The sequence below is a fragment of the Microbacterium sp. LWO13-1.2 genome (assembly GCF_038397725.1).
Classification (GTDB): domain Bacteria; phylum Actinomycetota; class Actinomycetes; order Actinomycetales; family Microbacteriaceae; genus Microbacterium.
The window spans coordinates 3424493-3446641 of the sequence record NZ_CP151634.1 but is presented as its reverse complement, the minus strand read 5'-3'; the positions used below and the strand labels follow the sequence as shown (position 1 = coordinate 3446641).

At 68.2% G+C, this 22149-nt stretch carries 19 protein-coding genes; 9 read left to right on the top strand and 10 right to left on the bottom strand.

What is annotated here, in order from left to right:
* Positions 1-23 precede the first annotated feature (23 nt).
* Positions 24-2786 (top strand): FtsK/SpoIIIE domain-containing protein, encoded by a 2763-nt coding sequence (locus MRBLWO13_RS16545; protein WP_341975176.1) that lies wholly within the window; start codon positions 24-26, stop codon positions 2784-2786.
* 15 nt (positions 2787-2801) lie between these two features.
* Here MRBLWO13_RS16545 and MRBLWO13_RS16540 read toward each other — a convergent pair whose 3' ends face one another.
* Positions 2802-3794, bottom strand: coding sequence for an asparaginase (locus MRBLWO13_RS16540; RefSeq protein WP_341978458.1), 993 nt, complete (start codon positions 3792-3794; stop codon positions 2802-2804).
* Positions 3795-3827: 33 nt separating this feature from the next.
* On the opposite strand from MRBLWO13_RS16540, the gene MRBLWO13_RS16535 reads away from it, so the two are divergent.
* Positions 3828-4325 carry an OsmC family protein gene (locus MRBLWO13_RS16535; RefSeq protein ID WP_341975175.1) on the top strand — a complete coding sequence of 166 codons (498 nt, stop codon included), beginning with the start codon at positions 3828-3830 and terminating at the stop codon, positions 4323-4325.
* Positions 4326-4329: 4 nt separating this feature from the next.
* Here the strand turns inward: MRBLWO13_RS16535 and MRBLWO13_RS16530 are convergent, their stop codons facing one another.
* Entirely contained in the window at positions 4330-5109 is a 780-nt protein-coding gene (locus MRBLWO13_RS16530; protein ID WP_341975174.1) for a lysophospholipid acyltransferase family protein, read from the bottom strand.
* A gap of 123 nt (positions 5110-5232) precedes the next feature.
* Between MRBLWO13_RS16530 and MRBLWO13_RS16525 the strand changes: the two genes are divergently transcribed.
* Entirely contained in the window at positions 5233-6183 is a 951-nt protein-coding gene (locus tag MRBLWO13_RS16525) for an FKBP-type peptidyl-prolyl cis-trans isomerase (protein WP_341975173.1), read from the top strand.
* A 16-nt stretch (positions 6184-6199) separates the two neighbouring features.
* Positions 6200-7282: a 1-deoxy-D-xylulose-5-phosphate reductoisomerase gene (gene dxr / locus MRBLWO13_RS16520; protein ID WP_341975172.1), complete on the top strand. Its 1083-nt coding sequence runs from the start codon at positions 6200-6202 to the stop codon at positions 7280-7282.
* A gap of 12 nt (positions 7283-7294) precedes the next feature.
* Here dxr and MRBLWO13_RS16515 read toward each other — a convergent pair whose 3' ends face one another.
* The 3 genes from MRBLWO13_RS16515 to MRBLWO13_RS16505 form a co-directional block, all read right to left on the bottom strand.
* A complete protein-coding gene (locus tag MRBLWO13_RS16515; protein ID WP_341975171.1) occupies positions 7295-8920 on the bottom strand; it encodes a UDP-N-acetylmuramoyl-L-alanyl-D-glutamate--2,6-diaminopimelate ligase in 1626 nt (541 codons plus the stop codon).
* A 70-nt stretch (positions 8921-8990) separates the two neighbouring features.
* Positions 8991-9656: a YcnI family protein gene (locus MRBLWO13_RS16510; protein WP_341975170.1), complete on the bottom strand. Its 666-nt coding sequence runs from the start codon at positions 9654-9656 to the stop codon at positions 8991-8993.
* A gap of 78 nt (positions 9657-9734) precedes the next feature.
* The gene (locus tag MRBLWO13_RS16505) at positions 9735-10319 is read right to left on the bottom strand and encodes a hypothetical protein (RefSeq protein ID WP_341975169.1); all 585 of its coding nucleotides are present in this window, start codon (positions 10317-10319) and stop codon (positions 9735-9737) included.
* Positions 10320-10400: 81 nt separating this feature from the next.
* Here MRBLWO13_RS16505 and MRBLWO13_RS16500 point away from each other — a divergent pair, with 81 nt between their 5' ends.
* Entirely contained in the window at positions 10401-11714 is a 1314-nt protein-coding gene (locus MRBLWO13_RS16500) for a M50 family metallopeptidase (protein WP_341975168.1), read from the top strand.
* Positions 11715-11765: 51 nt separating this feature from the next.
* Here MRBLWO13_RS16500 and MRBLWO13_RS16495 read toward each other — a convergent pair whose 3' ends face one another.
* Entirely contained in the window at positions 11766-13649 is a 1884-nt protein-coding gene (locus MRBLWO13_RS16495; protein ID WP_341975167.1) for a chorismate-binding protein, read from the bottom strand.
* 229 nt (positions 13650-13878) lie between these two features.
* Here MRBLWO13_RS16495 and ispG point away from each other — a divergent pair, with 229 nt between their 5' ends.
* From ispG to MRBLWO13_RS16475, 4 genes are all read left to right on the top strand, one after another.
* Entirely contained in the window at positions 13879-15030 is a 1152-nt protein-coding gene (gene ispG, locus MRBLWO13_RS16490; protein ID WP_341975166.1) for a flavodoxin-dependent (E)-4-hydroxy-3-methylbut-2-enyl-diphosphate synthase, read from the top strand.
* Positions 15031-15114: 84 nt separating this feature from the next.
* Positions 15115-15606, top strand: coding sequence for a thioredoxin family protein (locus MRBLWO13_RS16485; RefSeq protein ID WP_341975165.1), 492 nt, complete (start codon positions 15115-15117; stop codon positions 15604-15606).
* A gap of 6 nt (positions 15607-15612) precedes the next feature.
* Positions 15613-16347, top strand: coding sequence for a cytochrome c biogenesis protein CcdA (locus MRBLWO13_RS16480; protein WP_341975164.1), 735 nt, complete (start codon positions 15613-15615; stop codon positions 16345-16347).
* Between the two features lie 22 nt (positions 16348-16369).
* On the top strand, positions 16370-17254 hold the full coding sequence (locus tag MRBLWO13_RS16475; RefSeq protein ID WP_341975163.1) for a hypothetical protein: 885 nt from the start codon (positions 16370-16372) through the stop codon (positions 17252-17254).
* Here the strand turns inward: MRBLWO13_RS16475 and MRBLWO13_RS16470 are convergent.
* The 4 genes from MRBLWO13_RS16470 to MRBLWO13_RS16455 form a co-directional block, all read right to left on the bottom strand.
* On the bottom strand, positions 17202-18167 hold the full coding sequence (locus MRBLWO13_RS16470; protein WP_341975162.1) for an NUDIX domain-containing protein: 966 nt from the start codon (positions 18165-18167) through the stop codon (positions 17202-17204). The two genes, MRBLWO13_RS16475 and MRBLWO13_RS16470, sit on opposite strands and share 53 nt — an antisense overlap.
* Before the next feature lie 31 nt (positions 18168-18198).
* A complete protein-coding gene (locus MRBLWO13_RS16465) occupies positions 18199-18678 on the bottom strand; it encodes a helix-turn-helix transcriptional regulator (protein WP_341975161.1) in 480 nt (159 codons plus the stop codon).
* 98 nt (positions 18679-18776) lie between these two features.
* Positions 18777-20222 carry an RNB domain-containing ribonuclease gene (locus MRBLWO13_RS16460; protein WP_341975160.1) on the bottom strand — a complete coding sequence of 482 codons (1446 nt, stop codon included), beginning with the start codon at positions 20220-20222 and terminating at the stop codon, positions 18777-18779.
* Positions 20223-20285: 63 nt separating this feature from the next.
* A complete protein-coding gene (locus MRBLWO13_RS16455; RefSeq protein WP_341975159.1) occupies positions 20286-21566 on the bottom strand; it encodes a DUF222 domain-containing protein in 1281 nt (426 codons plus the stop codon).
* Positions 21567-22149: the final 583 nt, after the last annotated feature.

The window sequence follows — 22149 nt, the reverse complement described above, 5'->3', positions numbered from 1 at the left end:
TCCGCTGATGTCCAATGGTGGGCATGGATTCGCTGCCCATCGCACTTCCGTCCCCGCCGGTTCCGGCCAGGCGCCCGCCGGTGCCGATCCTCGCTGCCGTGGTGCCCATCGCCGGTGGCGTCGCGCTCTGGCTGATCACCGGGTCGTTGTTCGCGCTCTGCTTCGCGGCACTCGGCCCCCTGATGCTCGCGGCATCCCTGCTCGACGGCGCGCGCAGCCGACGACGTGATCGTCGCCGTGCCGAAGACGAGGCGGCGCGGGCGTGGAACCGCGCGGAGGCGGAGCTCGAGGAGCGGCAGCTCGAGGAGCGGGAACGGCTCCGGCACCGGCATCCGGATGCGGCAACCTGTCTCGTCCATCCGCCGCTGCGGGGCGCACAGGCACCGGATGCGGGCACCGAGCTCGTCGTCGGTCAGGGCGTCATCTCGAGCGGCGTTCGCACCGCCGGGGGAGACGGGGACCGGGTGCGCGAATTCCAGGCGCGCAGCGGCGCATTGAGCGATGCACCGATCACGGTGCCGCTCGGCGGAGGCGTGGCGTTGCGCGGCACCGAACCGGTCGTCGCGGCAGCGGCCCGTGCATTGGTGACACAACTGTGTCTGCGCTTCAGCCCGGCGCAGCTCACGCTCGTCGGCGATCTCGATCGACGGGGTCTCGGCGGTTTCCCCCACGTGCGCGGCGCGCGCCGGGGTGCATTGCGGGCCGGTGTCGCGAGTCCAGGCGCACCGAGGCTCGACGCGGATGCGGTGTTCTGGCTTCTCGCGCCCGATGCTGAAGTTCCCGAGGGCGTGACGACGGTGATCGACTGTGTCGAGCCGCAGCGCGCATTGCTGCGGACCACGCAGGGGGTGCAGGACCTTGCGATCGAATGCCTCTCGTTCGCGCAGGTGGAGATCATCGCAGGGGAGTGCTCCGCACGAGTCGAGGACGTCGACGTAGTGCCGGATGCCGTGTCGCTGCGAGACCTCGACCAGCCGCACTTCACGGTCGGCCTCCCCGCTGTCATCGGGAAGGGAGAGCGAAGAGAGATCCTGCTGGACATCGTCGAAGACGGTCCGCATGCGATCGTGACCGGAACGACCGGCACCGGAAAGAGCGAATTGCTGGTCACCTGGGTGACGGCGATCGCGGCGAGTCATGGACCAGATGAGGTGACTTTCGTCCTCGCCGACTTCAAAGGCGGCACGGCGTTCGAGCCGCTGCGTGAACTCCCGCAGGTCGCGGCGGTGATCACGGATCTGGATGAGTCGGGTGCGCGAAGGGGCGTGTCCAGCCTCACCGCGGAGTTGCGCCGCCGCGAAGCCGTCCTGGCCGCCGCGGGCGCCCGCGACATCCGCGAAGTGGAGATGCCGCGGCTGGTGATCGTCGTCGACGAGTTCGCGGCTCTCCTGCAGGAGCATCCAGACCTGGGAGCAGTGTTCACCGATGTCGCGGCGCGCGGACGAGCTCTCGGCATGCACTTGATCCTCGGCACCCAGCGTGCGGCGGGTGTGATCAGAGAGGCGCTTGCGGCGAACTGCCCGCTGCGGCTGAGCCTGCGGGTCGGTGACGCCGCCGACAGCAGGCTCGTTCTCGGGACGGATGCCGCGGCCGAACTGCCGGGCGGACCGGCGTCCAGGGGCCTCGCGTTCGCCCGCCGTCCGCAGGATATGGATCCGGTGGCGCTGCGCGTGGCGCTCACCGGAGCGGCCGACCTGCGCGCCGTCGGAATGCGCTGGTCCGGCACGGGAGCACCGCGAAGCCCGTGGCTGCCGCCACTGCCGCGCCTGCTGCCGCTCGCTGAGCTCACGTCCGATGCGCCGCCCGTCGGGGACGTGCTGATCCTCGGTCGCGCCGACGAGCCGAATCGACAGGCACAGCCGCTGGAGCTGCTGCGGCTCGGCATCGATCGCGGTGTCGCGATCCTCGGTGGCCCGGGCGCGGGGAAGTCCGCCGCGATACGCGCACTCGCGGCCCAGCATCCGGATGCGCTGCTGGTGTCCGCAGACCCGGAGCAGGCGTGGGATCTCGTTGCCGAACTGGCCGAGCGTGCACCGAGGGCCGGGTCCCTGGTGCTCTGCGACGACATCGACCGACAGCTCGCCGGCCTGCCGCTGGATCATGCGCACGTGATGGCGCAGCGTTGGGAGCAGATTCTTCGCACCGGTTCGGGCGCCACGGTGGTGCTCACTGCTGCGCGCTCGGCGGGGGCGGTGGCTCGACTGGTCGAAGCCCTCCCGTCGAGGGCGCTGTTGCGGATGTCCAGCAGAGTGGAGCACCTGGCGGCAGGTGGCGAGGCCCTGGGGTACGAACGGGACAGGGCCCCGGGGCGTGCACGCATCGGGGATCGGGAGGTGCAATTCGCCTGGGTCGACGATCAGACGGGCCCGACGGTCGTGCACGTTGATTCCCCGGCACAGGCGGGTGACCACTGGGTACCAGAGGCGGTGATCACCGGGATCGTCAGTCCCGGCGCCGATGCCGTGATCACGGCGCTGCAGAATGCGTATCCCTGGTGTGACGTGATCTTCGCGACGAGCGACGTCCAGCGGGCGTCGAAACCGTTGATCGTCGTGGGCGATGCCGATACCTGGCAGCGCTGCTGGGCGGTCTGGCAGCGAGTCCGGATCGAGGGAGAGGTGCTCGTGCGCGCGGAGTGCCCTGTCGAGTTGCGGCAGCTCGCCGGCGTGCGAGAACTGCCTCCGTACGCTCGCACGCACGCAGGGCGAGCGTGGTCGCTCAGAAACGCGCAGGCCCCGCGGCGTGTGATCGTGCCGGCGTTCGCGCCGTCGATCGCGCCGAGATGAGGCGGAACGGTGGGATCAGATCCCGGCGCCGGGGCGAATGACACCCACCGGGCGGCCACCGCCGAGCACGTCGAGCGACAAAGACGCGGACAGCTTCGAGACGTCGGCATCGCTGAGCGCACCGGCACGGGCGAGCAGCGTGGCCGCGACCACCGTCGACGCGCGAGCGGCGCCGTCGAGCATCTTGAGGGCGACTGTGGTCCCGTTGGGAGCGACCATCACCATGAAGCCCTCTGCGCCACCCTTGGCGAAGACACCGAGGGTCTCGATCGCGATCGTGTCCGGGCGCTCCGGACCCTCGATCGTCCAGGGATGCTCGCGGACGGCGCGCACCAGAGAGCCGGCCACACGGTGCAGGGCGAACGGAGAGCGGTCCGATGCGCTGCCGATGCGGTGGATCGCGCGTGCGACACCGGTCAACGTGAGCGCGTACACCGGGGCGCCGCATCCGTCGATCGCCGTGTGCGCGACCTTCTCGCCCGCCAGACGTTCGATGACCTCGCGGATGTGGGCCTGCAGCGGGTGCGCGGGGTCGAGGTAGCCTTCGGTCGGCCAGCCGGTTGCGACACAGGCGCGCAGCATCGACGCGTGCTTGCCGGAACAGTTCATCCGGATGCGAGAGGGCGCGCCGTGCTCGCGAACCATCTCGTCGCGGGTGGCGGTGTCGCTGGGCCACGCCAGAGGGCAGCCGAGGTCGTCCTCGGTGAGGCCACCTGCGGTGAGGATGTCGCGCACGACGGCGGCGTGGCGGTTCGTGCCGGTGTGGCTCGCGGTGGAGATGGCGAGCTGCTCGCCTTCGAGCACCGCGCCGGCGGTGACGCAGGCGACGGCCTGCAGAGGCTTCAGGCTCGAACGGGGGAGCACCAGGGCTTCGGTGTTGCCGTAGCGCGCGACGACCTCTCCGTCCGCCGAGAGCACGACAGCGGCGCCGACATGACGGGACTCGATGAACCCGCTCCGTTCGACGACGGCGAGTTCCACGGCATCCTGAACGGTCAGAGTCTCCATCACGGCTCCAAGCCTAGCTGGCAGACTGTTTCCATGGCTGAGCAGACTTCCCCCCGCCCCCTCGGAGAGCACCACTACGAACTCACCGCCACCTGGACCGGCAACCTCGGCAGCGGCACCTCCGGCTATCGGGACTATCGGCGTGACGTGACCCTCGACGTCGCAGGTAAGCCCGGCATCCTCGCCTCCTCCGACAAGCCGTTCCGGGGCGACACCGCGCGCTGGAATCCGGAGGATCTGCTGCTGGCCTCGCTCTCGGAGTGCCACCTGTTGTCGTATCTGCACGCCTGCGTCACGGCGGGGGTCGTCGTGCTGTCCTACACCGACAGGGCGACGGGCGTGATGCGCGAGAACGGGGCGGGCGGGGGAGCCTTCGTCGAGGTGATGCTGCATCCCGAAGTCGTCGTCGCCGAGGTATCCATGATCGAGGCGGCGGAACGTGCGCATGCACAGGCGAACGAGTGGTGCTTCATCGCGAACTCCGTCAACTTCCCGGTCCGCCACCAGGCGACCGTGACGGCGCCGAGCTGAAAGGTCAGCGGCGCTCGTGCGGCAGGGCCTGTTTGATCTTCTCGATCGCGCCCTGGGCCGGTGCCTCGTTGTACGCTCCGGCGAGCTCCTGACCGGACAGCCCGTGAATCGCGGCCATGATCTGGTCGGTGGCGAGGCGTCGCGCCTTGCCGCTCGTCGCGGGGCCATGCGGTGACAGATCCAGCGGCTGACCGAAACGAACGGTGATCCGCTCGGACATCGAGGGCATCTTCGCTCCGACGGGCATCACCTTGTCGGTGCCGATGAGTCCGACCGGCACCACCGGAGCGCCGGTCTGGAGGGCGAGGAATGCGACGCCGGTGCGGCCCTTGTACAGACGCCCGTCCGTGGATCGGGTTCCCTCGGGATACAGTGCGACGGCAAGACCGTCCTCGAGCAGCTGGCGCTGCAGATCGAGCGCATCCAAGGCCGCTTGCCCCGCACCCCGGCGCACGGGGATCGCGCCGATGGATTCGAAGAACGTCTTGCTCAGGGCGCCCTTGAAGCCGGTGCCCTCGAAGTAGCTCGACTTGGCCAGGAAGTGCACGGGCCGGGGAGCGGCGACCGGAATGGCGATGGAGTCAATGAACGAGAGGTGGTTGCTCGCGAAGATGACCGGTCCCGTCAGCGGGACGTTATCCTTGCCCTCGACCCGAGGCCGGTAGATGAGGCGGGCCAGCGGGCTGATCAGGCTGCGTCCGAGTGCGTAGGTGAACCCTGCGTGTCGCGGTTTCGTCGTCTCTTCGGGCGACTTCTCGGGCTCCACGGACTGCTCAGAGGTCATCAGAGCAGATTACCCCCGCATCCATGCCTGCGTGGGAATGAAGAAACGCGCCGCGCCTCCCAGCGGGGGCAAAGGGGGATGCGAGAAGATGGTGTCTCCCGCCCGCGATCCCGAGGTCTCACTGTGCGCAAGCGTCCGCTCATCGTCCTGTCCACCGTCGCCGCAGCGACCCTCTTGCTGGCCGGCTGCGCCGGTGGCGCCGCCCCGGAGAGCACGAAAACGCCGGAGCCGGAGAGTGCGTGCTCGGTGGACGTCAAGTCCGGAGCCACCTCGGATGCCGTCGTCTTCGACGGTGAGGGAGCCGACCTCAAGGTCACGGTCCCCGCAGACGCGCCGTTCGCCGGCGTCGAGCGGACGGTGGTCACAAAGGGCGACGGTGACGACGTCACCGCCGGAGACCTCGTGTCGGTGCGCTACCAGATCGTCGACGCGTCGACGGGTAACGTCCTCGATTCCTCCGCTCGCGGCGAAGACGGACTCCTGCCGATCCTGTTGGATCCCAGCCAGTCCTCGCTGTTCATCGCGGCTCTGGAGTGCAACCCCCTGGGCTCCCAAATTGCTCTCGCTGTGCCCAGCAGTGCACTCGGCGAGGGCTCGCCCAACATCGTCGTCTCTGCAGAGGCCATCGAAGAGCTTCCGACCGTCGCGACCGGCAAGCCGGTGGAGCCCACTGCGGGCATGCCGACCGTGAAGCTGGACGACGACGGTGCCCCCACCATCACGATTCCCGACGGCGATGCGCCGGCCGAGACCGAGGTCGCGCTGCTCAAGGAAGGCGACGGCCCGGTCGTCGGCGCCGGCGATCTCGTTGTGGTGCAGTACCGCGGCGTGAAGTGGTCGAATGGCGAGGAGTTCGACTCCAGTTGGGGTCGCGACGCGACGCCCACCCAGTTCCAGACGTCGGGTGTGGTGCCCGGCTTCCGGATGGCGCTCGAAGGTCAGAAGGTCGGCTCGCAGGTGGTTGTCGTGATGCCCCCGAAGGACGGCTACGGCGCGAGCGCGGGTCACGAGCTCGAGAAGGAGAGCCTCGTCTTCGTCGTCGACATCCTCGCCACCACCGCGGCTCCGCAGTAGCCAATAGGCTGGCGACATGCGTCGCGTCATCGTCCTCGGGTCCACAGGTTCCATCGGCACCCAGGCGCTGGAGGTCATCCGCGCCAATCCGCGCCGGTTCGAGCTCGTCGGCCTCGCGGCCGGCAGCAACGCCGAGATGCTCGGCGAGCAGGCGGCGCAGTTCCGCGTGGAGGACACCGCACTCGGAGCGGTGGAGGCAGAGCAACTGGTCCGCGACGTCGAGGCGGATGTCGTCCTCAACGCCATCACGGGCTCGATCGGCCTCGGTTCCACGCTCGCCGCGTTGAAAGCCGGGCGCACGCTCGCACTCGCCAACAAGGAATCGCTGATCGTCGGCGGAGAGCTCGTGCTCGCCGCTGCCGCGCCAGGACAGATCGTGCCGGTCGACTCCGAGCATTCTGCCCTCGCGCAGGCGCTGCGCAGCGGCCGCCATGACGAGGTGCGACGCCTCGTCGTCACGGCATCCGGGGGCCCGTTCCGTGGCCGCAGTCGCACGCAGATGGCCGAGGTCACGCCGGGGGAAGCCCTCGCGCATCCGACGTGGGACATGGGCCGCATGGTGACGACCAACTCGGCAACGCTGGTCAACAAGGGACTCGAGGTCATCGAGGCGCATCTGCTGTTCGACATCGCGTACGACGACATCGCCGTGGTGGTGCATCCGCAGTCGATCGTGCACTCGATGGTCGAGTTCATCGACGGTTCGACCATCGCCCAGGCGTCGCCTCCCGACATGCGCCTCCCGATCTCACTCGGACTGGACTGGCCGGATCGCGTCGGGGGAGTGGGCCGCCCGCTGGATTGGACTCAGGCGACGTCCTGGACGTTCGAGCCGCTGGACGACGATGCATTCCCTGCCGTGGCTTTGGCGAAGGCGGTCGGCCGAGCAGGAGCGACGTTCCCGGCCGTCTACAACGCGGCCAACGAGCAGGCGGTCGATGCATTCCATGAGGGGCGTCTGCCGTTCCTCGGAATCGTCGACACGATCGCGAGGGTCGTCGATGCGCACGAGCCGCCGGAGAAGCTCACCGTGGAATCGCTTGCGGACGCCGAAGTCTGGGCGCGGCAGAAGGCCGATCGGCTGATCGCCGCGGCCTGACCTGAGCCGGCTCTAGTCCTCGTCGGAGTACGGTACCGGCCAGCGCGAGGCGGGCGCCGGCCAGCCTGCCGCCCTCAGGGCCCGGCGGGCGAGCTCACGCGCCGAGTACGGGGTGCGCATTCCGCGGATGTCGCGGTAGTCCTGGTGCCCAGGGCCCGCCCAGAGGATCGCATCGCCTTCACCGACGAGTCCGACGGCAGCGACGATCGCGCGCTCCGGCGGCGAGTACTCGTGGATCTCGGCATCCGGTCGAGCGATACGGGCTCCCTCGATCAGGGTGGCCCTGATCGATTCCGGGTTCTCGAATCGGGGATGGTGGTCGGTGACGACGAGGATGTCGCTGCCTTCGACGGCCGTGCGTGCCATGTCGAACCGTTTGCTGGCGTCACGGTCGCCATCAGCGCCGAAGAGCATCAGCACGCGTCCGGGCGTCACCCGGCGCACGGCCGCGAGGGTCTTCTCGAAGGCGTCGGGAGAATGGCCGAAATCGACGAACACGGCCGGTCCACGGTCGCCGGAGACGAGTTGGGTGCGGCCGGGAAGGTAGGCGCGGATGCCGCCGTCGCGCTCCAGCGCCGCGGTGATCCGTTCCCAGGCGTAGCCGCCCTCCAACAGCATCACGATCGCGAGTGCCGCGTTCGCGGCCATGTGCGGGCCGATGACGGGCACCGTGGTGGTGAGCGTGCGGGCGTCGGGGCCGGACATCGTGAATGTCGTGCCGGTGGCGCGTTCCTCGTCGATGACGACCACCCAGTCGGCGCGAGCCGCTGCCTCGGCATCGGCGGCGATCGACGGCGTGCCGACGGTGACCGCCGGGATCTCTGCGCGCTCGACGACGATCGCGCCGGAGGAGGAGTCCAGGCAGATGACGGCGCGGCGGGCGCGATCCGGCAGGAACAGCGGCAGCTTCGCCTCGAAGTACTCCTCCATGTCGGCGTAGTCGTCGAGGTGATCGTGGCTGAGGTTGGTGAAGCCGGCGACATCGAACAGGATGCCGTCGACGCGATGGCGTGACAGCGCCTGGGCGCTGACCTCGACGGCGACCGCCTCGACCTCGCGCTCACGCATCAGGGCGAGCAGCGCGTGCATCTCGGATGCCTCTGGCGTGGTGAGACGCGACACGATGACCTCGCCGGCGATATGCCGCTCGGCCGTCGAGGAGAGGCCGGTGACCACGCCGAGTTGATCGAGAATGCCTTCGAGCAGGTGCGAGACGCTGGTCTTGCCATTCGTTCCGGTCGTCGCGAACAGCAGCGGAAGCGGATCGTCGGCGCCAGTGCCGTACACCCAGGCGCTCAGAGCCCCGAGGATTCCGCGGGGATCGTCGACGACGAGCACCGGACGACCGGACGGCGCGGCGATGGCGGCACCCGCCTCATCGGTGATGACCGCGACCGCGCCCTTCTCCGCAGCGGTGGCGGCGAACTCCGCGCCGTGGCGGTTCACGCCTCGGATCGCGACGAATGCCTCGCCGGGACGGAGATCGGCCGTGGCAAGGGTGATGCCGGTCACGGTGACTCCGCTCGCGTCGCCGCGCACATCGCGGGCGAATCGGGAGGCGAGTTCGGTGAGCTCACGCCGCGGCGGGTTCGCGGGGCGGAGCACAGGGGGCAGGCTCGGTTGTTGTTCAATCGACATGGCGCATCCATGATCTCACGGCGAGCCCGTGAACCCGGCACGTCGCACCGGGTTCACGGGTCCGTTCCGGTCAGACTCGACGACGGAACGCGAGCGTGGCGACGACCAGCGCGGCGATGCCGGCCACGAGTCCGCCGGCACCGAGGATCGTGCCCCAGGCGCTCTGCTCGGGAGCAGGCGTCTGCGAGGCATCTTCTGCCGTGCCGGCGTCGTGCGTGGAGTGATCCGCGGTCGCTGCGGCGACGGTGACGACCGGTGCCGGGGCGTCGAGGCTGTGCGGATCCTCGCCGTCCTCGGCGAGTTGGGTCCATTCGGTGCTGCCTTCGACGCACTGCTGCACGACCGGGAACGCCAGCGATTCCGGGCCGTCCTCTTCGAGACCGACAGACATGCTGACCGCGCCGCGCAGGTCGTGCGGCACCGGCGTGATCGCCGTGTAGGTGACGGCACTGACCAGGCCATCGTCGCCGCGTTCGACGTCGATGCTCCAATCGCCGTCCATGGTGGGTGCGACGGATGCCAGGCCCTCCGGCATCGTGATGCGCAGAGCAGTCGTCGGCGAGTTCTCGCAGCCGTGAGAGAACGAGAAGGTGAGGACGCCGTGGTCACCGGCGACGAGTTCATCGGGACTGACCCCGACGTGGGCGCTCGCGGCGATGGGCGCCGCGAGGATGAGGCCGGCGGTGAGGGCGGCGGTTGCGGTGGCGATGGTGCCGCGGCGGATGGTGCGGGACATGTGTGTTCTCCTGAGTGCTCGATTGCGGGCGCGCCGAAGGCACGCGAACAGCGGAATGAGGTGATGCTCGTGCGGCGGTCAGCCGCGGGAGAGCACAGGAGGGCCGCGTCGGAGCACGACGACCGAGATGCCGGTGTCGGAGATCCGGCGCAGCGTGGAGCGCAGCGCGAGAGGTCTCTTGTGCTCGGAGGGCGCGACGGGGAGCGCGCGACGCAGCGCGGCGTGCACCCATCGGGCGACGCCGCGAAGCATCCGTTCGCCGTGCCAGACGAGGAGGGTCGTGAGGGCTGCGGCGACGATGTGCGCCGCGAGCATCGCCGCATCGGGTGCCACGGACGGCGCGATCGGTCCCAGGGCCGACAGGTCCAGGTGATGGCTGTGGCCGCCGCCGACACCGACGTCGGTGTCGCTCGGGGTGCCGAGGAGCAGGAAGACGAGGTGGAACACCGCCTGCGCGACCAGGACGGTCGTCGCCACGCGGATTCGCCGCTGTGTCGGTCCGATCAGGGCGGCGGCGAGCGGGGTGAGAAACGCGGAGAGCGCGATCACCAGAAGCGGATGCGGGGCCACGCCGCCGCCGAGGGTGTGCGACACCGCAGCGAGGAGCGTGGCGACGGTGGATGCCGAGGCTGCGCGCAGGAGTCGCAGCTGGCGGGGAGTCACCTCACCAGCCTACGGGGATCGGATGCGCGTCTCGGCACGGTGCCGGGCGGATTCCTAGGGATCGGGCAGTAGCGTGGGCACGTGGAAATCCTGCTGTATGTGGGCGGCATCCTGTTCATGCTGCTCGGGCTCGGTCTGTCGATCGGTCTGCACGAGGTCGGCCATCTCGTCCCGGCCAAGCTGTTCGGCGTGCGCGTCGGGCAGTACATGATCGGATTCGGGCCGCGCATCTGGTCGAAGCGATTCGGCGAGACCGAGTACGGCTTCAAGCTCCTGCCGCTGGGTGGTTTCATCTCGATGTCGGGGATGTATCCGGCGTCGAAGGATGCCGGTCCTGCGCGCGGATTGTTCCGGACGCTCGTCCAGGACGCCCGCTCGGCCAACGACGAGACGATCGCGGAGGGCGCCGAAGATCGGGTGTTCTACCGGCTTCCGGTATGGAAGCGCGTCATCGTCATGCTCGGCGGCCCGCTGATGAACCTGATCCTGGCGGTGCTCATCTTCACGGTGCTCGCTTCGGGTATCGGCCTGCAGCAGGGGACGACCACGATCGCCTCGGTCACCGAATGCGTACTGCCGGCGGGGTCGACACAGGAGGAATGCCGGGCGGATGACCCGGCATCGCCGGCCGCCGACGGCGGGATCCTTCCCGGCGACGTTCTGGTCTCGATCGACGGGAAGCCGGTTTCCACCTTCGCCGAGGCGACCGCCATCGTGCAGGCAGCGCCGGGGGAGCCACTGACCGTCATCGTTCGACGTGACGGCGCCGAAGAGAAGCTGACGATCACCCCGATCGCGGCCGAGCGGAAGATCACCGACGCCAGCGGCCAGCCCGTTCTCGACGAGAACGGTGAAGAGGTCGTCCGCGAGGTCGGCTACGTGGGCATGGGCTCGCAGATGGGGCTGATTCCGCAGCCGTTGCTGGTGGGGCCGCAGCTCACCATGGACAATGTCGCCCGCGTCGCCACTCTGGTGGCGACGTTGCCGGTGCGTCTCTGGGACGTCGGAGCGTCGCTCATCACCGGGAGCGAGCGCGACCCGAACGGCCCTCTCAGCGTGGTCGGCGTCGGACGTCTCGCCGGGGAAGTGGCCGCCACTGAGGCGCCCGTTCTCAACCGCTTCGCCACGCTCCTGAGCCTGCTCGGCTCGCTCAACATCGCGCTGTTCGTGTTCAACCTCATCCCGCTGCTGCCACTGGACGGCGGACACGTCGTGGTGGCGCTGTGGGAGGGCGTGCGCCGAGTGTGGGCGAAGCTGTTCCGTCGTCCGCCTCCCGCTCCGGTGGATGCGACCAGACTCGTCCCGTTGACCGTGGTGGTCGCGACCCTGCTGATCGGCATGGGCGCGCTGCTGCTGGTCGCCGACGTGTTCAAGCCCATCAGCATCCTGCAGTAGCGGGAGCGTCTCGTGTCGTCGCTGCGCTCCTCGCTCAACGACCGAAAAGGTTCAGGTCAGGGCGTGCGACACCAGACGCCCCAGGGTGCGGATGCCGTCGCGCGACAGGATCGACTCGAGGTGTCCCTGCACGGAGGCGAAGCCCTCTCCTCGGAGCGCGTACACGTCTCCGGACGCTGGATCGGCTGAGACATCCGCTCCGTTGATCGACGTCGTTCCCGGCGTCGCCCTGGCGGTGAAGGTGTTGTAGAAGCCGATCGACGCGTCCTCGCCGAAGACCGGGACGGACTTCTGCAGGCCCTGGTGCGGCGCGTCCAGCGGGGTGAGCGCGATACCGAGCCGATCAGCGAGGATCTGGTGGCTCAGGCACACGGCCAGCAGCGGTGCGTCGCGATCGAGGCGTCTGGCGACCACCTCCCGCATCCGCGCGATCCGGGGATTGGCGTCGTCGCGGGGGTCGCCGGGCCCTGGGCCGGCGACGACGAGGTCAGCGGCATCCAGATCCTGATCGCGGACCTCGCTCCAGGCGGCGATCGTGACGTCCAGACCGAGGTGACGAAGCTGATGCGCGAGCATCGTCGTGAACCTGTCCTCGGCATCGACCACGAGCGCCGTGCGGCCCGTGAAGGGGCCGGGTGCTCCGTCGTCCTGCGGGTTCAGCCAGAATTCCGCGAGCCGGCTGTTGCGCGAGGCGAGCAGCTCGGCGATCGCCGGGTCGTCCGCGAGCGCGTGTTCTTCGGCCGGAGCATCCGCATCACTGCGCGCCTCGGCCACGCGATCACGGTCGATCGCTCCGATGGCGCCCAGGACGCCGGCGGCCTTGCCGTGAGTCTCGCTGACCTCACCGTGGGGGTCGGAGTGGCGCACCAGCGTCGCGCCGACCGGAACGCGCAGGGTGCCGTTCTGCAGATAGACGGTGCGGATCAGGATCGGCGCGTCGAGGTCGTGCCCGCCATCCGCATTCGGCGTGAACAGCGCAGCGACCCCGGAATAGTAGCCGCGGGGCGCGCGCTCGTGGCGGCGGATCACCGCGCACGCGTTCTGCATGGGCGACCCGGTCACAGTCGGGGCGAACATCGTCTCGCGGAGGATGTCGCGCGGATCGAGGCGGCTGCGTCCGCGGAGCATGTACTCGGTGTGCGTGAGTCGCGACATCTCCTTCAGGTGCGGCCCCGTGATGCGGCCGCCATCCGAGCAGACGGCGCTCATCATCTTCAGTTCCTCGTCGACGACCATGAAGAGCTCCTCTGTCTCCTTCGTCGAAGAGAGGAAATCGATGAGCGTCTCTTTGGTGGCGCCGCCCGCCGGGTGGCGGAAGGTTCCGGAGATCGGGTTCATGGTGACGATGCCTTCGCGAGCGACGACGTGCGCTTCCGGGCTGGCGCCGACGGCGATGTGGCCCGGTGTGACGACGAGGAACGTCCAGTACGCGCCGCGCTCGTGCGCGAGGAGCGCTCGGAACCAGGTGAGGGCGGCGGTGCGGTCGTCGGCATCGATCCGCGCGGTGAAGTCTCGGCGGATCACGAAGTTCGCGCCTTCGCCCCGGCCGATCTCGTCGGCGATGACGCGTTCGACGATCGTGGCGTAGTCGTCATCGCTGATGTCGAAGCCGGCGTCCTGCAGCGGGATCGGCGCTTCCGGGAGTTCGCCGAGGAGATCGGCGGTCGGCAGGGCCAGGTGCTCGTCGACGATCAGGCACCGCAGGGGTGCTGCGTCATCCTGCGCGACGAAACCACGCTCGCGCACCTGCCGGTACGGGACCATGGCGAAGATCTCGCGGGGAGTGCCGTCGATGGTGAGCGGGATGTCGGCGAGGAGGTCGACGTCCAAGACTTCACCGGTGAGCAGCTCGACGGTGTCGGCGCCGTCGCGCGCGATGAGCACGAAGGATGCCGCCGGATCTGCGGTGAGCTCGGCGAGGCGTGAGAGGGTCATCGATGTCTCCTGTGCGGTGCTCCGGCTCGGCCCAACGAAAAGACCGCCCCGGAGGCGGTCTGGATTCGTGGGAACGCGAACACACCGCCTAGGAGGCGGGCCACCAGGTGACGTTCGCGAGCATGGGCCGAAACTACCACACGAGCGGTACCCGGCTCGGCCGAATGACGGGTCAGGTCACATGGGCGGCTTCCAGCCCGCGCGCATGCGGGCGGCGTAGGCTTGGGGTGTGCCAGCAGTGAACCTTGGGATGCCGAAGATCCCCGAAGTCCTCGCCCCTCGCCGCAAGACCCGTCAGATCAAGGTCGGCAAGGTGCTCGTCGGGGGCAATGCCCCGGTCAGCGTGCAGTCGATGACGACGACGAAGACCACCGACATCAACGGCACTCTGCAGCAGATCGCCGAGCTCACGGCATCCGGATGCGAGATCGTGCGCGTCGCCGTGCCGCACCAGGATGACGCGGATGCTCTGAAGATCATCGCGATGAAGAGCCAGATCCCGGTGATCGCCGACATCCACTTCCAGCCTCGCTACATCTACACGGCGATCGACGCCGGCTGCGGCGCGGTGCGCGTGAACCCCGGAAACATCCGCGAGTTCGACGGCAACGTGGGCAAGATCGCCGAGGCCGCGAAGGCTGCCGGTGTCTCTCTGCGCATCGGCGTCAACGCCGGTTCCCTCGACAGGCGAATCCTGCAGAAGCACGGCAAGGCGACGGCAGAGGCTCTCGTCGAGAGTGCCGTCTGGGAGGCGTCGCTCTTCGAAGAGCACGACTTCCACGATTTCAAGATCTCGGTCAAGCACAACGATCCGATCGTGATGGTCAAGGCCTACCGCCTGCTCTCCGAGCGCGGCGACTGGCCCCTGCACCTCGGTGTCACCGAGGCGGGCCCCGCTTTCCAGGGCACCATCAAGAGCGCCACTGCGTTCGGCATCCTGCTCTCCGAGGGGATCGGGGACACGATCCGCGTCTCGCTGTCGGCGCCGCCGGTCGAAGAGGTCAAGGTCGGTCATCAGATCCTGCAGTCCCTGAACCTGCGCGAGCGCAAGCTCGAGATCGTTTCGTGCCCGTCATGCGGTCGCGCACAGGTCGATGTCTACACACTCGCGGAAGATGTCACCGAGGGCCTCAAGGACATGACCGTGCCGCTCCGCGTCGCCGTGATGGGTTGCGTCGTGAACGGTCCGGGTGAGGCGCGCGAAGCCGACCTCGGCGTCGCATCCGGCAACGGCAAGGGACAGATCTTCGTGAAGGGCGAGGTCATCAAGACCGTGCCGGAAGCGGAGATCGTCGCGACGCTCATCGAAGAGGCGAATCGCATCGCAGCCGAGATGGGGCCTGGTTCTCCGCTCGGCTCCGCTCAGGTCATCACAGTCTGACCTTCACGCTCGCCAGTTTCACCATCCCGCCGAACCACTGAGCGGAGTAGCGTACCGGTTAGCGGAATCTTTCCGGGAGGTGCAATGCGCGGTGCAGCGACTCGTATCGCCATCGTGACCGGCGCCATCACCGCGTTCTTGCTCGCGGGCTGCGCGCCGATGCCGTCTGATGAGCCGTCGTCACCCGCATCGGTGGAGGCGAGCGATCCTGCTCCTTCTGAGCCCGTAGCCCCGGCCGTCGAGCCGTCTGCGGATGACGACGCGCCGATCACGGGTGTCTACATGGACTACCGAGACGGGGTGATCGAAGCGACCCCCGGCACCAAAGTGCTCTTCTTCCATGCGACGTGGTGCCCGCAGTGCCGTGCGCTCGATGAGCAGCTCAGGAACGAGGGCTCACCCGACGGTGTGACCGTGTTCAAGGTCGACTACGACGATCGGGTGGATCTGCGTCAACAGTACGGCGTCACGCTGCAGACGACGGTCGTGTACGTCGGAGACGATGGGGAGAAGCTGTCCAGCGCCGTGTTGTATGACGAGCCATCCATCGAATCACTGCTTGCTGCGGCGCCCTGACGTTCGATGACCGCGTCCCTGTTGCTGAGCCTGGCCGCCGGAGTGCTGACGGCCGCCGCACCATGTGTGCTGCCTCTGCTGCCGATCATCATCGGCGGAGCGGCCGTCGGAGACGAGAAGCGCAGCAGGCTGCGTCCGTACACGATCGCCGCCTCCCTGGCCGTGAGTGTCATCGTGTTCACCCTCGCGTTGAAGGCGACGACCGCGCTGCTCGGCATCCCGCCGTCCGTCTGGCAGATCATCTCGGGAACGATCATCATCCTGCTCGGCGTGGATCTACTCTTTCCGGTGCTTTGGGACCGGCTCTCCGCGCGATTGCGCCTCCAGCAGCGCAGCGGCGAAATGCTCGAGAGCTCGCAATCACGGCGGGGGATCGCGGGCGACGTGCTCACCGGAGCAGCACTCGGTCCCGTCTTCTCGAGTTGCAGCCCCACGTACGCGCTCATCGTCGCCGCGGTGCTGCCGGTTTCGTTCGCCGAGGGCTTGGTCTACGTGGTCGCCTACGCGGTGGGGCTGGCCGGCACCCTGCTTCTGGTGGGCCTGCTGGGCCGGCGCATGGTGCGTCGGCTCGGTTGGCTGGCCGATCCCCGCGGATGGTTCCGTCGGGTGATCGGCGTGTTGTTCGTTATCGTGGGAATCGCCGTGATCGCGGGGCTCGACAAGGCTCTGCAGACACTGATCCTGGATCTGGGCTGGTATGCCCCGATCGAACAGCTCGAGCACTGGATCGGCGGCGGTTGACCACGAGTGGAGCAAGGATCCGATGACGCAGAGCAGTGCCGTGCCCGATACGATCGTGACCTTCGCCGCGGGAGAGCTGCGAGGCGAGGCGCAGGTCGTCCTCACCGAAAGTCGTCCGGATGGCGCGGTGATCATCGTGGATGCGACGCCTTTCCACCCCGTCGATCACACCTGGCCCGATCAGCCGGGGGATACGGGTGCGCTGGTCGGCGACGCGGGTCGAGTGTCCGTCACCGAGACGGAGATGGCCGCGCGCAGCGATGAAGGCGAGTTCGCCGTCGGTGCGGAGATCCCGATCAAACGGGGGAGCGAGGGATGGAGCTGGTTCGTCGCGCATCGTATCGAGCCGACGGATGCTCCGGCATGGCTCGCCGTGGGATCGACGGTCGTTGCGGAAGTGGATGCTGCGCGTCGCGCTGCGCTCAGTCGCGGACACACGGCCTGCCATCTGGCGTCGCTCGCCTTGGATCTGGCCGTCGCTGATCTGTGGCGGAAGGACCCGGGCGTCGACGCGCTGGGCTCTCCCGATTTCGAGGGTCGAGCGAATCAGTCCAGCCGCATTGGCGATGATGGCAGCGTCGACGAGTATCGGCTCGGCAAGAGCCTGCGCAGGGCCGGATTCGATACGGAGACGTTCGCGGCGACACTGGTCGAGCGCGAGGAGCGCATCAACGCACAGCTCGCCGTGTGGGTGGCATCCGCGGCCCGCAGCCGGATCGAGGTCGATGGCCCGACCATCGTGGATCGTCGCCGGTGGCATTGCGATCTTCCCGAGGGTGAGGCTGTGATTCTGTGCGGCGGAACGCACGTAGCCTCGCTCGCGGAGTTCTCGGCCATCTCGGTGTCGCTGGATCTCAGCGATCCGCAGATGCTGGTGATGACGACGACAGCTGTGCCTGCGGCGTGAGCTCGTCCTTCGACAGGGTCATGATTTCACCGAGCTTCGCCCCGAGGCCGGCGGCGAGGACGTGTGCCTGCGCGAGCGGGATCCAGCGGCAGGTCCACGTCTGAGCCGGACCTCCGCCCTCCGGATCGGTCTCTCCGGCAACCCATGAAGCGCGAACGTCTGCCTCATCGACGCGCATCAGGAAGAAGTGTCTCCGGGCGATCTCAGACCGTGTCGGGGCGAGGTCGTAGTCCGCTGACCCGAGTGGACGAACGACGCTCCCTCGCAGTCCGGTCTCCTCGAAGAGCTCTCGCACGGCCGCATCGCCCGCTGACTCTCCGACTCGGACCGTGCCAGCAGGAACCTGCACGCCGGTCACGGTGAGCGGTAGGTCGTCGTGGGTGAACACCAGGAGGTGGTCGTCGGCCACGACGTAGCAGACCGCCTTCTCGATGATCGCTCTGCCCGGAGTCGAACGACCCCGGGTCGCGTTACCCAGTATCCGTATGACGCCGGGCTGCAAGGGAAGATCTGCCAGTGCGGATCGCTCGAACCAGCCGACTTCGACGAGTTCGTCTTCCTCGAGGATCAGCTCAGCACGAGCAGGGAGTTCGCACTCGAATGCGATCGTGGTGTATCCGACGCGGTCGCCGTTGGGATAGTCGATGATCAGGTCGGCCCCGCCGAACGCGCCGACGAGGTCGCCGACAACCGGCTCGACGCCGAGTTCTTCGAGGACCTCGCGAGCGACGGCATCCTCCGGGTTCTCCCCAGGCTCGATGCCACCGCCGATCGGGCCCCAGAGCTTCGACCCGTGCGACCGTGCCAGCAGGAACCGGTCGCCGTCACGGATGACGGCGGTGACAGCGGGGAGAAGCAGCAGATCATGGCCGATGTGCGCGCGGAGCTTGTCGACGTATGGAGACTTCGGCATGAATGCGAGCCTACGTCGCCCGCCTCAGTGCTCAGCGGACGGCGGCCTTCGTCTTCGATTTCCCGCGGGACAGGGGGAACCTCATGTCGAGGTGCGGCTCGAGATAGATCCGGCGGATCGCGACCAGGATGATGTAGCCCCCGATCCAGTAGGAGAGGAACAGCACCAGTCCGTACGAGAAGGTGAAGCTCACGAAGGTGAGGACGACGCCGATCCCGATGTACAGCCATCGCCACGCGCTGCTGATCCGGTCTCGTGCCGCCTGCTGTTCGACTGTGCGGTCCTCCAATGAATCGACGCGGTTGCTCAGATCAGCGTCGTCGATCACGGTGAACAGCTCTCGCACTGAGACGTGCAGCGCTTCGGCGACAAGGGACAGCGTTTCCAGGCTCGCGTCTTGTCCTGCTTCCAGCCGCTGAACGGTGCGGAGGCCGACGCCGCTCTCGTTCGCGAGCCGTTCCTGCGTCCAGCCCTGCGTCTGGCGGAGTTCGATGATTCGTGTCGTGTTCATGGAAATCATGCTCGTTCAGCTCCTGCCGCCATGGCCACGTCATCGACCCGCCACTGTGCCGTCACTTTGCCGCCAGTCACCCGCCAGTCACCCGCCAGTCAACGAGGCAGGTCACCAGGACCATCTTTCGGGAGGGCGAACTCCACTTCTCCGCGCGCGATGTCGGCGCGCACCAGTCGCAGTGAGATCGCATCGCCGGGCGCTGCGCCTGCGGGGACCGGAGCGGATGCCGTCACCACAGGGTCCGCGATCTGGATCGTCGCTCGATCCTCCCGCAGCTCGATCACCGTCGCTTGGATCACGGACCCGACCAAGGGCGTCAGCAGCGCGGCTTCGACGCAGTTGATCGTCGCGTTGTTCAGCTGCGACACGCGCTGCCCGGATGCCTGCATCAGGGCGGGCAGCTCGTCGAGCGACTCCCGTGCCCAGTCGGGGACATCTTTCCCGTTCGAGACGGCGAGGCAGATCGTCAGTACCCAGCGGTCGACGAGACGCCGCAGCGGTGCCGTGGCGTGCGCATAGGGGGCGGCGATCGCGGCTTGCTCGGCATCCGTCGGCGATGTGCCGTCGAACGGCAGATATCCGGCACCGCGGAACAGCATGGCGGCCGCTTCGAGCACCGACAGGGTCATCGGATCGTTCCGGTCCAGTGCGCGGAGGTACTCGCCGTAGGTGCCCGTGGTCCATGGGCGACCGAGCGCCTCGGTCTGTCGGCGGAAGGATTCGAACGATTTCTCATCGGGTTCTGGCATCGTGCGCAGGATTCCGACGCCGGCTTCCAGCATCAGAGAGGCTGCGGCCATCCCGGTCATCAGCGAGAGCTGGGCGTTCCACTCCTCGACCGGCAGCGGGCGGCGCCGTTCGATGGCGTATCGGCCGGCAGGGTCCCGAACGACCTCGTCGTCCGGAAGATTCAGGCTCGCGCCACCGCGCAGACGTTCCTGCTCCAGGCGCAGCGCACCGATTTCCGGGAGGAGCGAGGCCGGCCCCTCTTCGCCGCGGTCCAGCGATTGCTGGGTGGAGACGTAGTCCAGCTGCACGCGTGAGCGGATGAGTGCGCGCTCGAGCCGGAAATCGGTGACGACGCCGGCACTGTCGAGCTCGAACGTCCATACCAGCGCGGGTCGGTCGGCTTCGGGCAGCAGGGAGATCCGGTCCTCGCTGAGGACGGGCGGATGCAGGGGGATCCTGCCGTCCGCGGCGTACAGCGTCTGGCCGCGCCGGCGTGCTTCGGTATCCACCCCTCCGCCCGGCGTGATGAAGCCGGGCACGTCTGCGATCGCGTACATCACGGTGTAGCCGGAGCCGTGGCGCTCGAGGTGAAACGCCTGATCCAGATCGCGCGCGCCCAGGGGATCGAGGGTTGCGAAGGGGATGTCGCGCAAGTCGAGTTCCGGTATCGGTGCCGTCGCGGCTTCGGCCTCAGCGAGAACGGATGCCGGGAACTCCACAGGCGCATCCAGCGACTCGCGCAGCGTCGCGAGCGCCGCCGCCAGCTCGGTCTGTGCGGCGGAGGGAGCGACATGTGATCGGCGTTGAGGCATGAAACCCACACTATGTGCCCCGACGATATGCCCTGGCGAAGCGCGCGAATGCGCGACTCGGCGTCAGAAGGGTGGTGGGGTGTCGTCTTCGGTGAAGGTGACGGTGTTCTGGGGTGGGGGTCGGTCGAGGTAGACCTTGCCGGTAGGGCTGGTCCAGGCGTAGACCCCGGTGTCGAGTTGTTCGACGTGCCACGGGGTGTGGTGTTTGAGGACGTGGTGTCGGCGGCAGAGGTCGCCGAGATTCTCTAAGGTGGTCGCGCCGCCGAGGGCGGCGTCTTGATGATGGTCGATGTCGCAGTCTCGGGCGGGGAGTCCGCAGGTCGGGAATCGGCAGCGTTGATCGCGTGCTTTCAGGTGCCGCGTCAGGTGCGCACTGGGCCGGTAGCGGTCCACGGCGAGGAGGTTCCCGGTGATCGGGTGGGTGAGGATGCGATCCCACCCGGATGCCGCCCCGGCAAGTTCTTTCGCGGTGGCGGTGTCGATCGGGACCCGCCCGTCCAACTCCGCCGGGGTGGTCCCGGTGCCGATCAGTGTCGTGACGGGGACGGTCACGGATACGTGGGCGGTGATGGTGGCGAGGAGCCCGTCGGGGGTGTCGTGACCGGCGGGTGCCCCGGTGAGGAGGAGGTCGAGGGCGAGGTCGCTGCGGAGTTGATCGATCGTGCGTGGATCGGCGGCATCCTCGTTGTCGCCGCCGGGAGCACCCTGCACGCCTTTCGCCATGCCGGTGATCCGGTCGAACGCGCCGTGCACGAGCGCGGCCGGGCCAACCAGCCCGAACTCCGCCTGCCCATCCGCCCGGTCTTTCATCCACGCGCCGCGCCGGTCGCGGGCATCCTGGTGGCGCTCATCGATCGACCGCGGTTGGAAGCGTTCGGCGACCCGGCGGGCCATCCGGGCCACCCGGTTCGGGGACTCCGTCTCCGCGAACCCGAACATCTGCTCCGCATACGCATCCCGATCCGCAGCATCGTCCAGGTGTGCGCCGGCGTCGATGATCACTCGGGCGTGTGAGGCACTGATCCGCCCCGCACCCTGCGCCTGCCACACCGACGGGAACTGCTCCACCAGAAACGAGGCTTCCGCCATCCGCCGTTGCACCGTCCGGTCGCTGACCCGCAACGCCGCACCCATCTCCGCCGCGACCGTCCGCAACGCCATGTCCCCGAAATCCTCATGCCCGCCCTGCTGGGCGACGTCGAGCGCGAACCGCGACCCGAGAGCGAGAAGACCATCCCGCGCCGCCTGCAGGCTGCTGATCGTGCGCTCGATCTCGACGACAGAATCAGTGAGCGCGCCCAGCGTCGCCACCTGCTCCACTGTCGCATCCATCAACGCCGTCATAACCCCAGTACACCAGGGGCCACCGACATTCCAACCCCAGATCAGCGCCAGGAAATAGCTCATTAGACCACGGCTGTATAACGACCCGAATTCGACGAGAACGAGTGTTCCGGAACCGCGTTTCGACGCGCTGCAGTCCGTCTTGCGAGACCGTCACCCGTCGCCCGTCACCCGTCTCACCGTCTCGCATTGCGCGTCGGCCACACGAGTTGGTCATAACGATCGTCTGTGGCGCGATCGAGAGGCACGGGCACGGCTGCGGCTCGATAGCGCCTGGGATTCACGCGGGACCGATCGACTTGGCGCGCACCGGACCGTTCGCGCCGGCCTTCGTCTTGTGCCTGTACGGCATCAGGGAGAGTCCGTCGGATAGTACGGCTAGCGAGCCTCGTCAGCCCAGGCCGGCCAGGAGTCGCGACGGGCATCAAGATCGATGCCGCGAAGACGGATCAAGCAGACACGGCCCGCCGATCTCGTCACCGCCCAGAGACTGTGAGAGCGACCATTTGCGCGCGTGGAGATCCAGTCCAGCACCTCGGAGATGTCGGTCTCCGAGAGCTCCCATTCCTCTTTTGTGCCAGCA

What these genes read in the sequence shown, in the direction of transcription:
- MRBLWO13_RS16545 (WP_341975176.1), top strand. Translation starts at nt 24, where the DNA reads ATGGATTCGCTGCCCATCGCACTTCCGTCCCCGCCGGTTCCGGCCAGG.
- MRBLWO13_RS16540 (WP_341978458.1), bottom strand. Translation starts at nt 3,794, where the DNA reads ATGGAGACTCTGACCGTTCAGGATGCCGTGGAACTCGCCGTCGTCGAA.
- MRBLWO13_RS16535 (WP_341975175.1), top strand. Translation starts at nt 3,828, where the DNA reads ATGGCTGAGCAGACTTCCCCCCGCCCCCTCGGAGAGCACCACTACGAA.
- MRBLWO13_RS16530 (WP_341975174.1), bottom strand. Translation starts at nt 5,109, where the DNA reads ATGACCTCTGAGCAGTCCGTGGAGCCCGAGAAGTCGCCCGAAGAGACG.
- dxr (WP_341975172.1), top strand. Translation starts at nt 6,200, where the DNA reads ATGCGTCGCGTCATCGTCCTCGGGTCCACAGGTTCCATCGGCACCCAG.
- MRBLWO13_RS16515 (WP_341975171.1), bottom strand. Translation starts at nt 8,920, where the DNA reads ATGTCGATTGAACAACAACCGAGCCTGCCCCCTGTGCTCCGCCCCGCG.
- MRBLWO13_RS16510 (WP_341975170.1), bottom strand. Translation starts at nt 9,656, where the DNA reads ATGTCCCGCACCATCCGCCGCGGCACCATCGCCACCGCAACCGCCGCC.
- MRBLWO13_RS16495 (WP_341975167.1), bottom strand. Translation starts at nt 13,649, where the DNA reads ATGACCCTCTCACGCCTCGCCGAGCTCACCGCAGATCCGGCGGCATCC.
- MRBLWO13_RS16485 (WP_341975165.1), top strand. Translation starts at nt 15,115, where the DNA reads ATGCGCGGTGCAGCGACTCGTATCGCCATCGTGACCGGCGCCATCACC.
- MRBLWO13_RS16480 (WP_341975164.1), top strand. Translation starts at nt 15,613, where the DNA reads ATGACCGCGTCCCTGTTGCTGAGCCTGGCCGCCGGAGTGCTGACGGCC.
- MRBLWO13_RS16475 (WP_341975163.1), top strand. Translation starts at nt 16,370, where the DNA reads ATGACGCAGAGCAGTGCCGTGCCCGATACGATCGTGACCTTCGCCGCG.
- MRBLWO13_RS16470 (WP_341975162.1), bottom strand. Translation starts at nt 18,167, where the DNA reads ATGCCGAAGTCTCCATACGTCGACAAGCTCCGCGCGCACATCGGCCAT.
- MRBLWO13_RS16465 (WP_341975161.1), bottom strand. Translation starts at nt 18,678, where the DNA reads ATGAACACGACACGAATCATCGAACTCCGCCAGACGCAGGGCTGGACG.
- MRBLWO13_RS16460 (WP_341975160.1), bottom strand. Translation starts at nt 20,222, where the DNA reads ATGCCTCAACGCCGATCACATGTCGCTCCCTCCGCCGCACAGACCGAG.
- MRBLWO13_RS16455 (WP_341975159.1), bottom strand. Translation starts at nt 21,566, where the DNA reads ATGACGGCGTTGATGGATGCGACAGTGGAGCAGGTGGCGACGCTGGGC.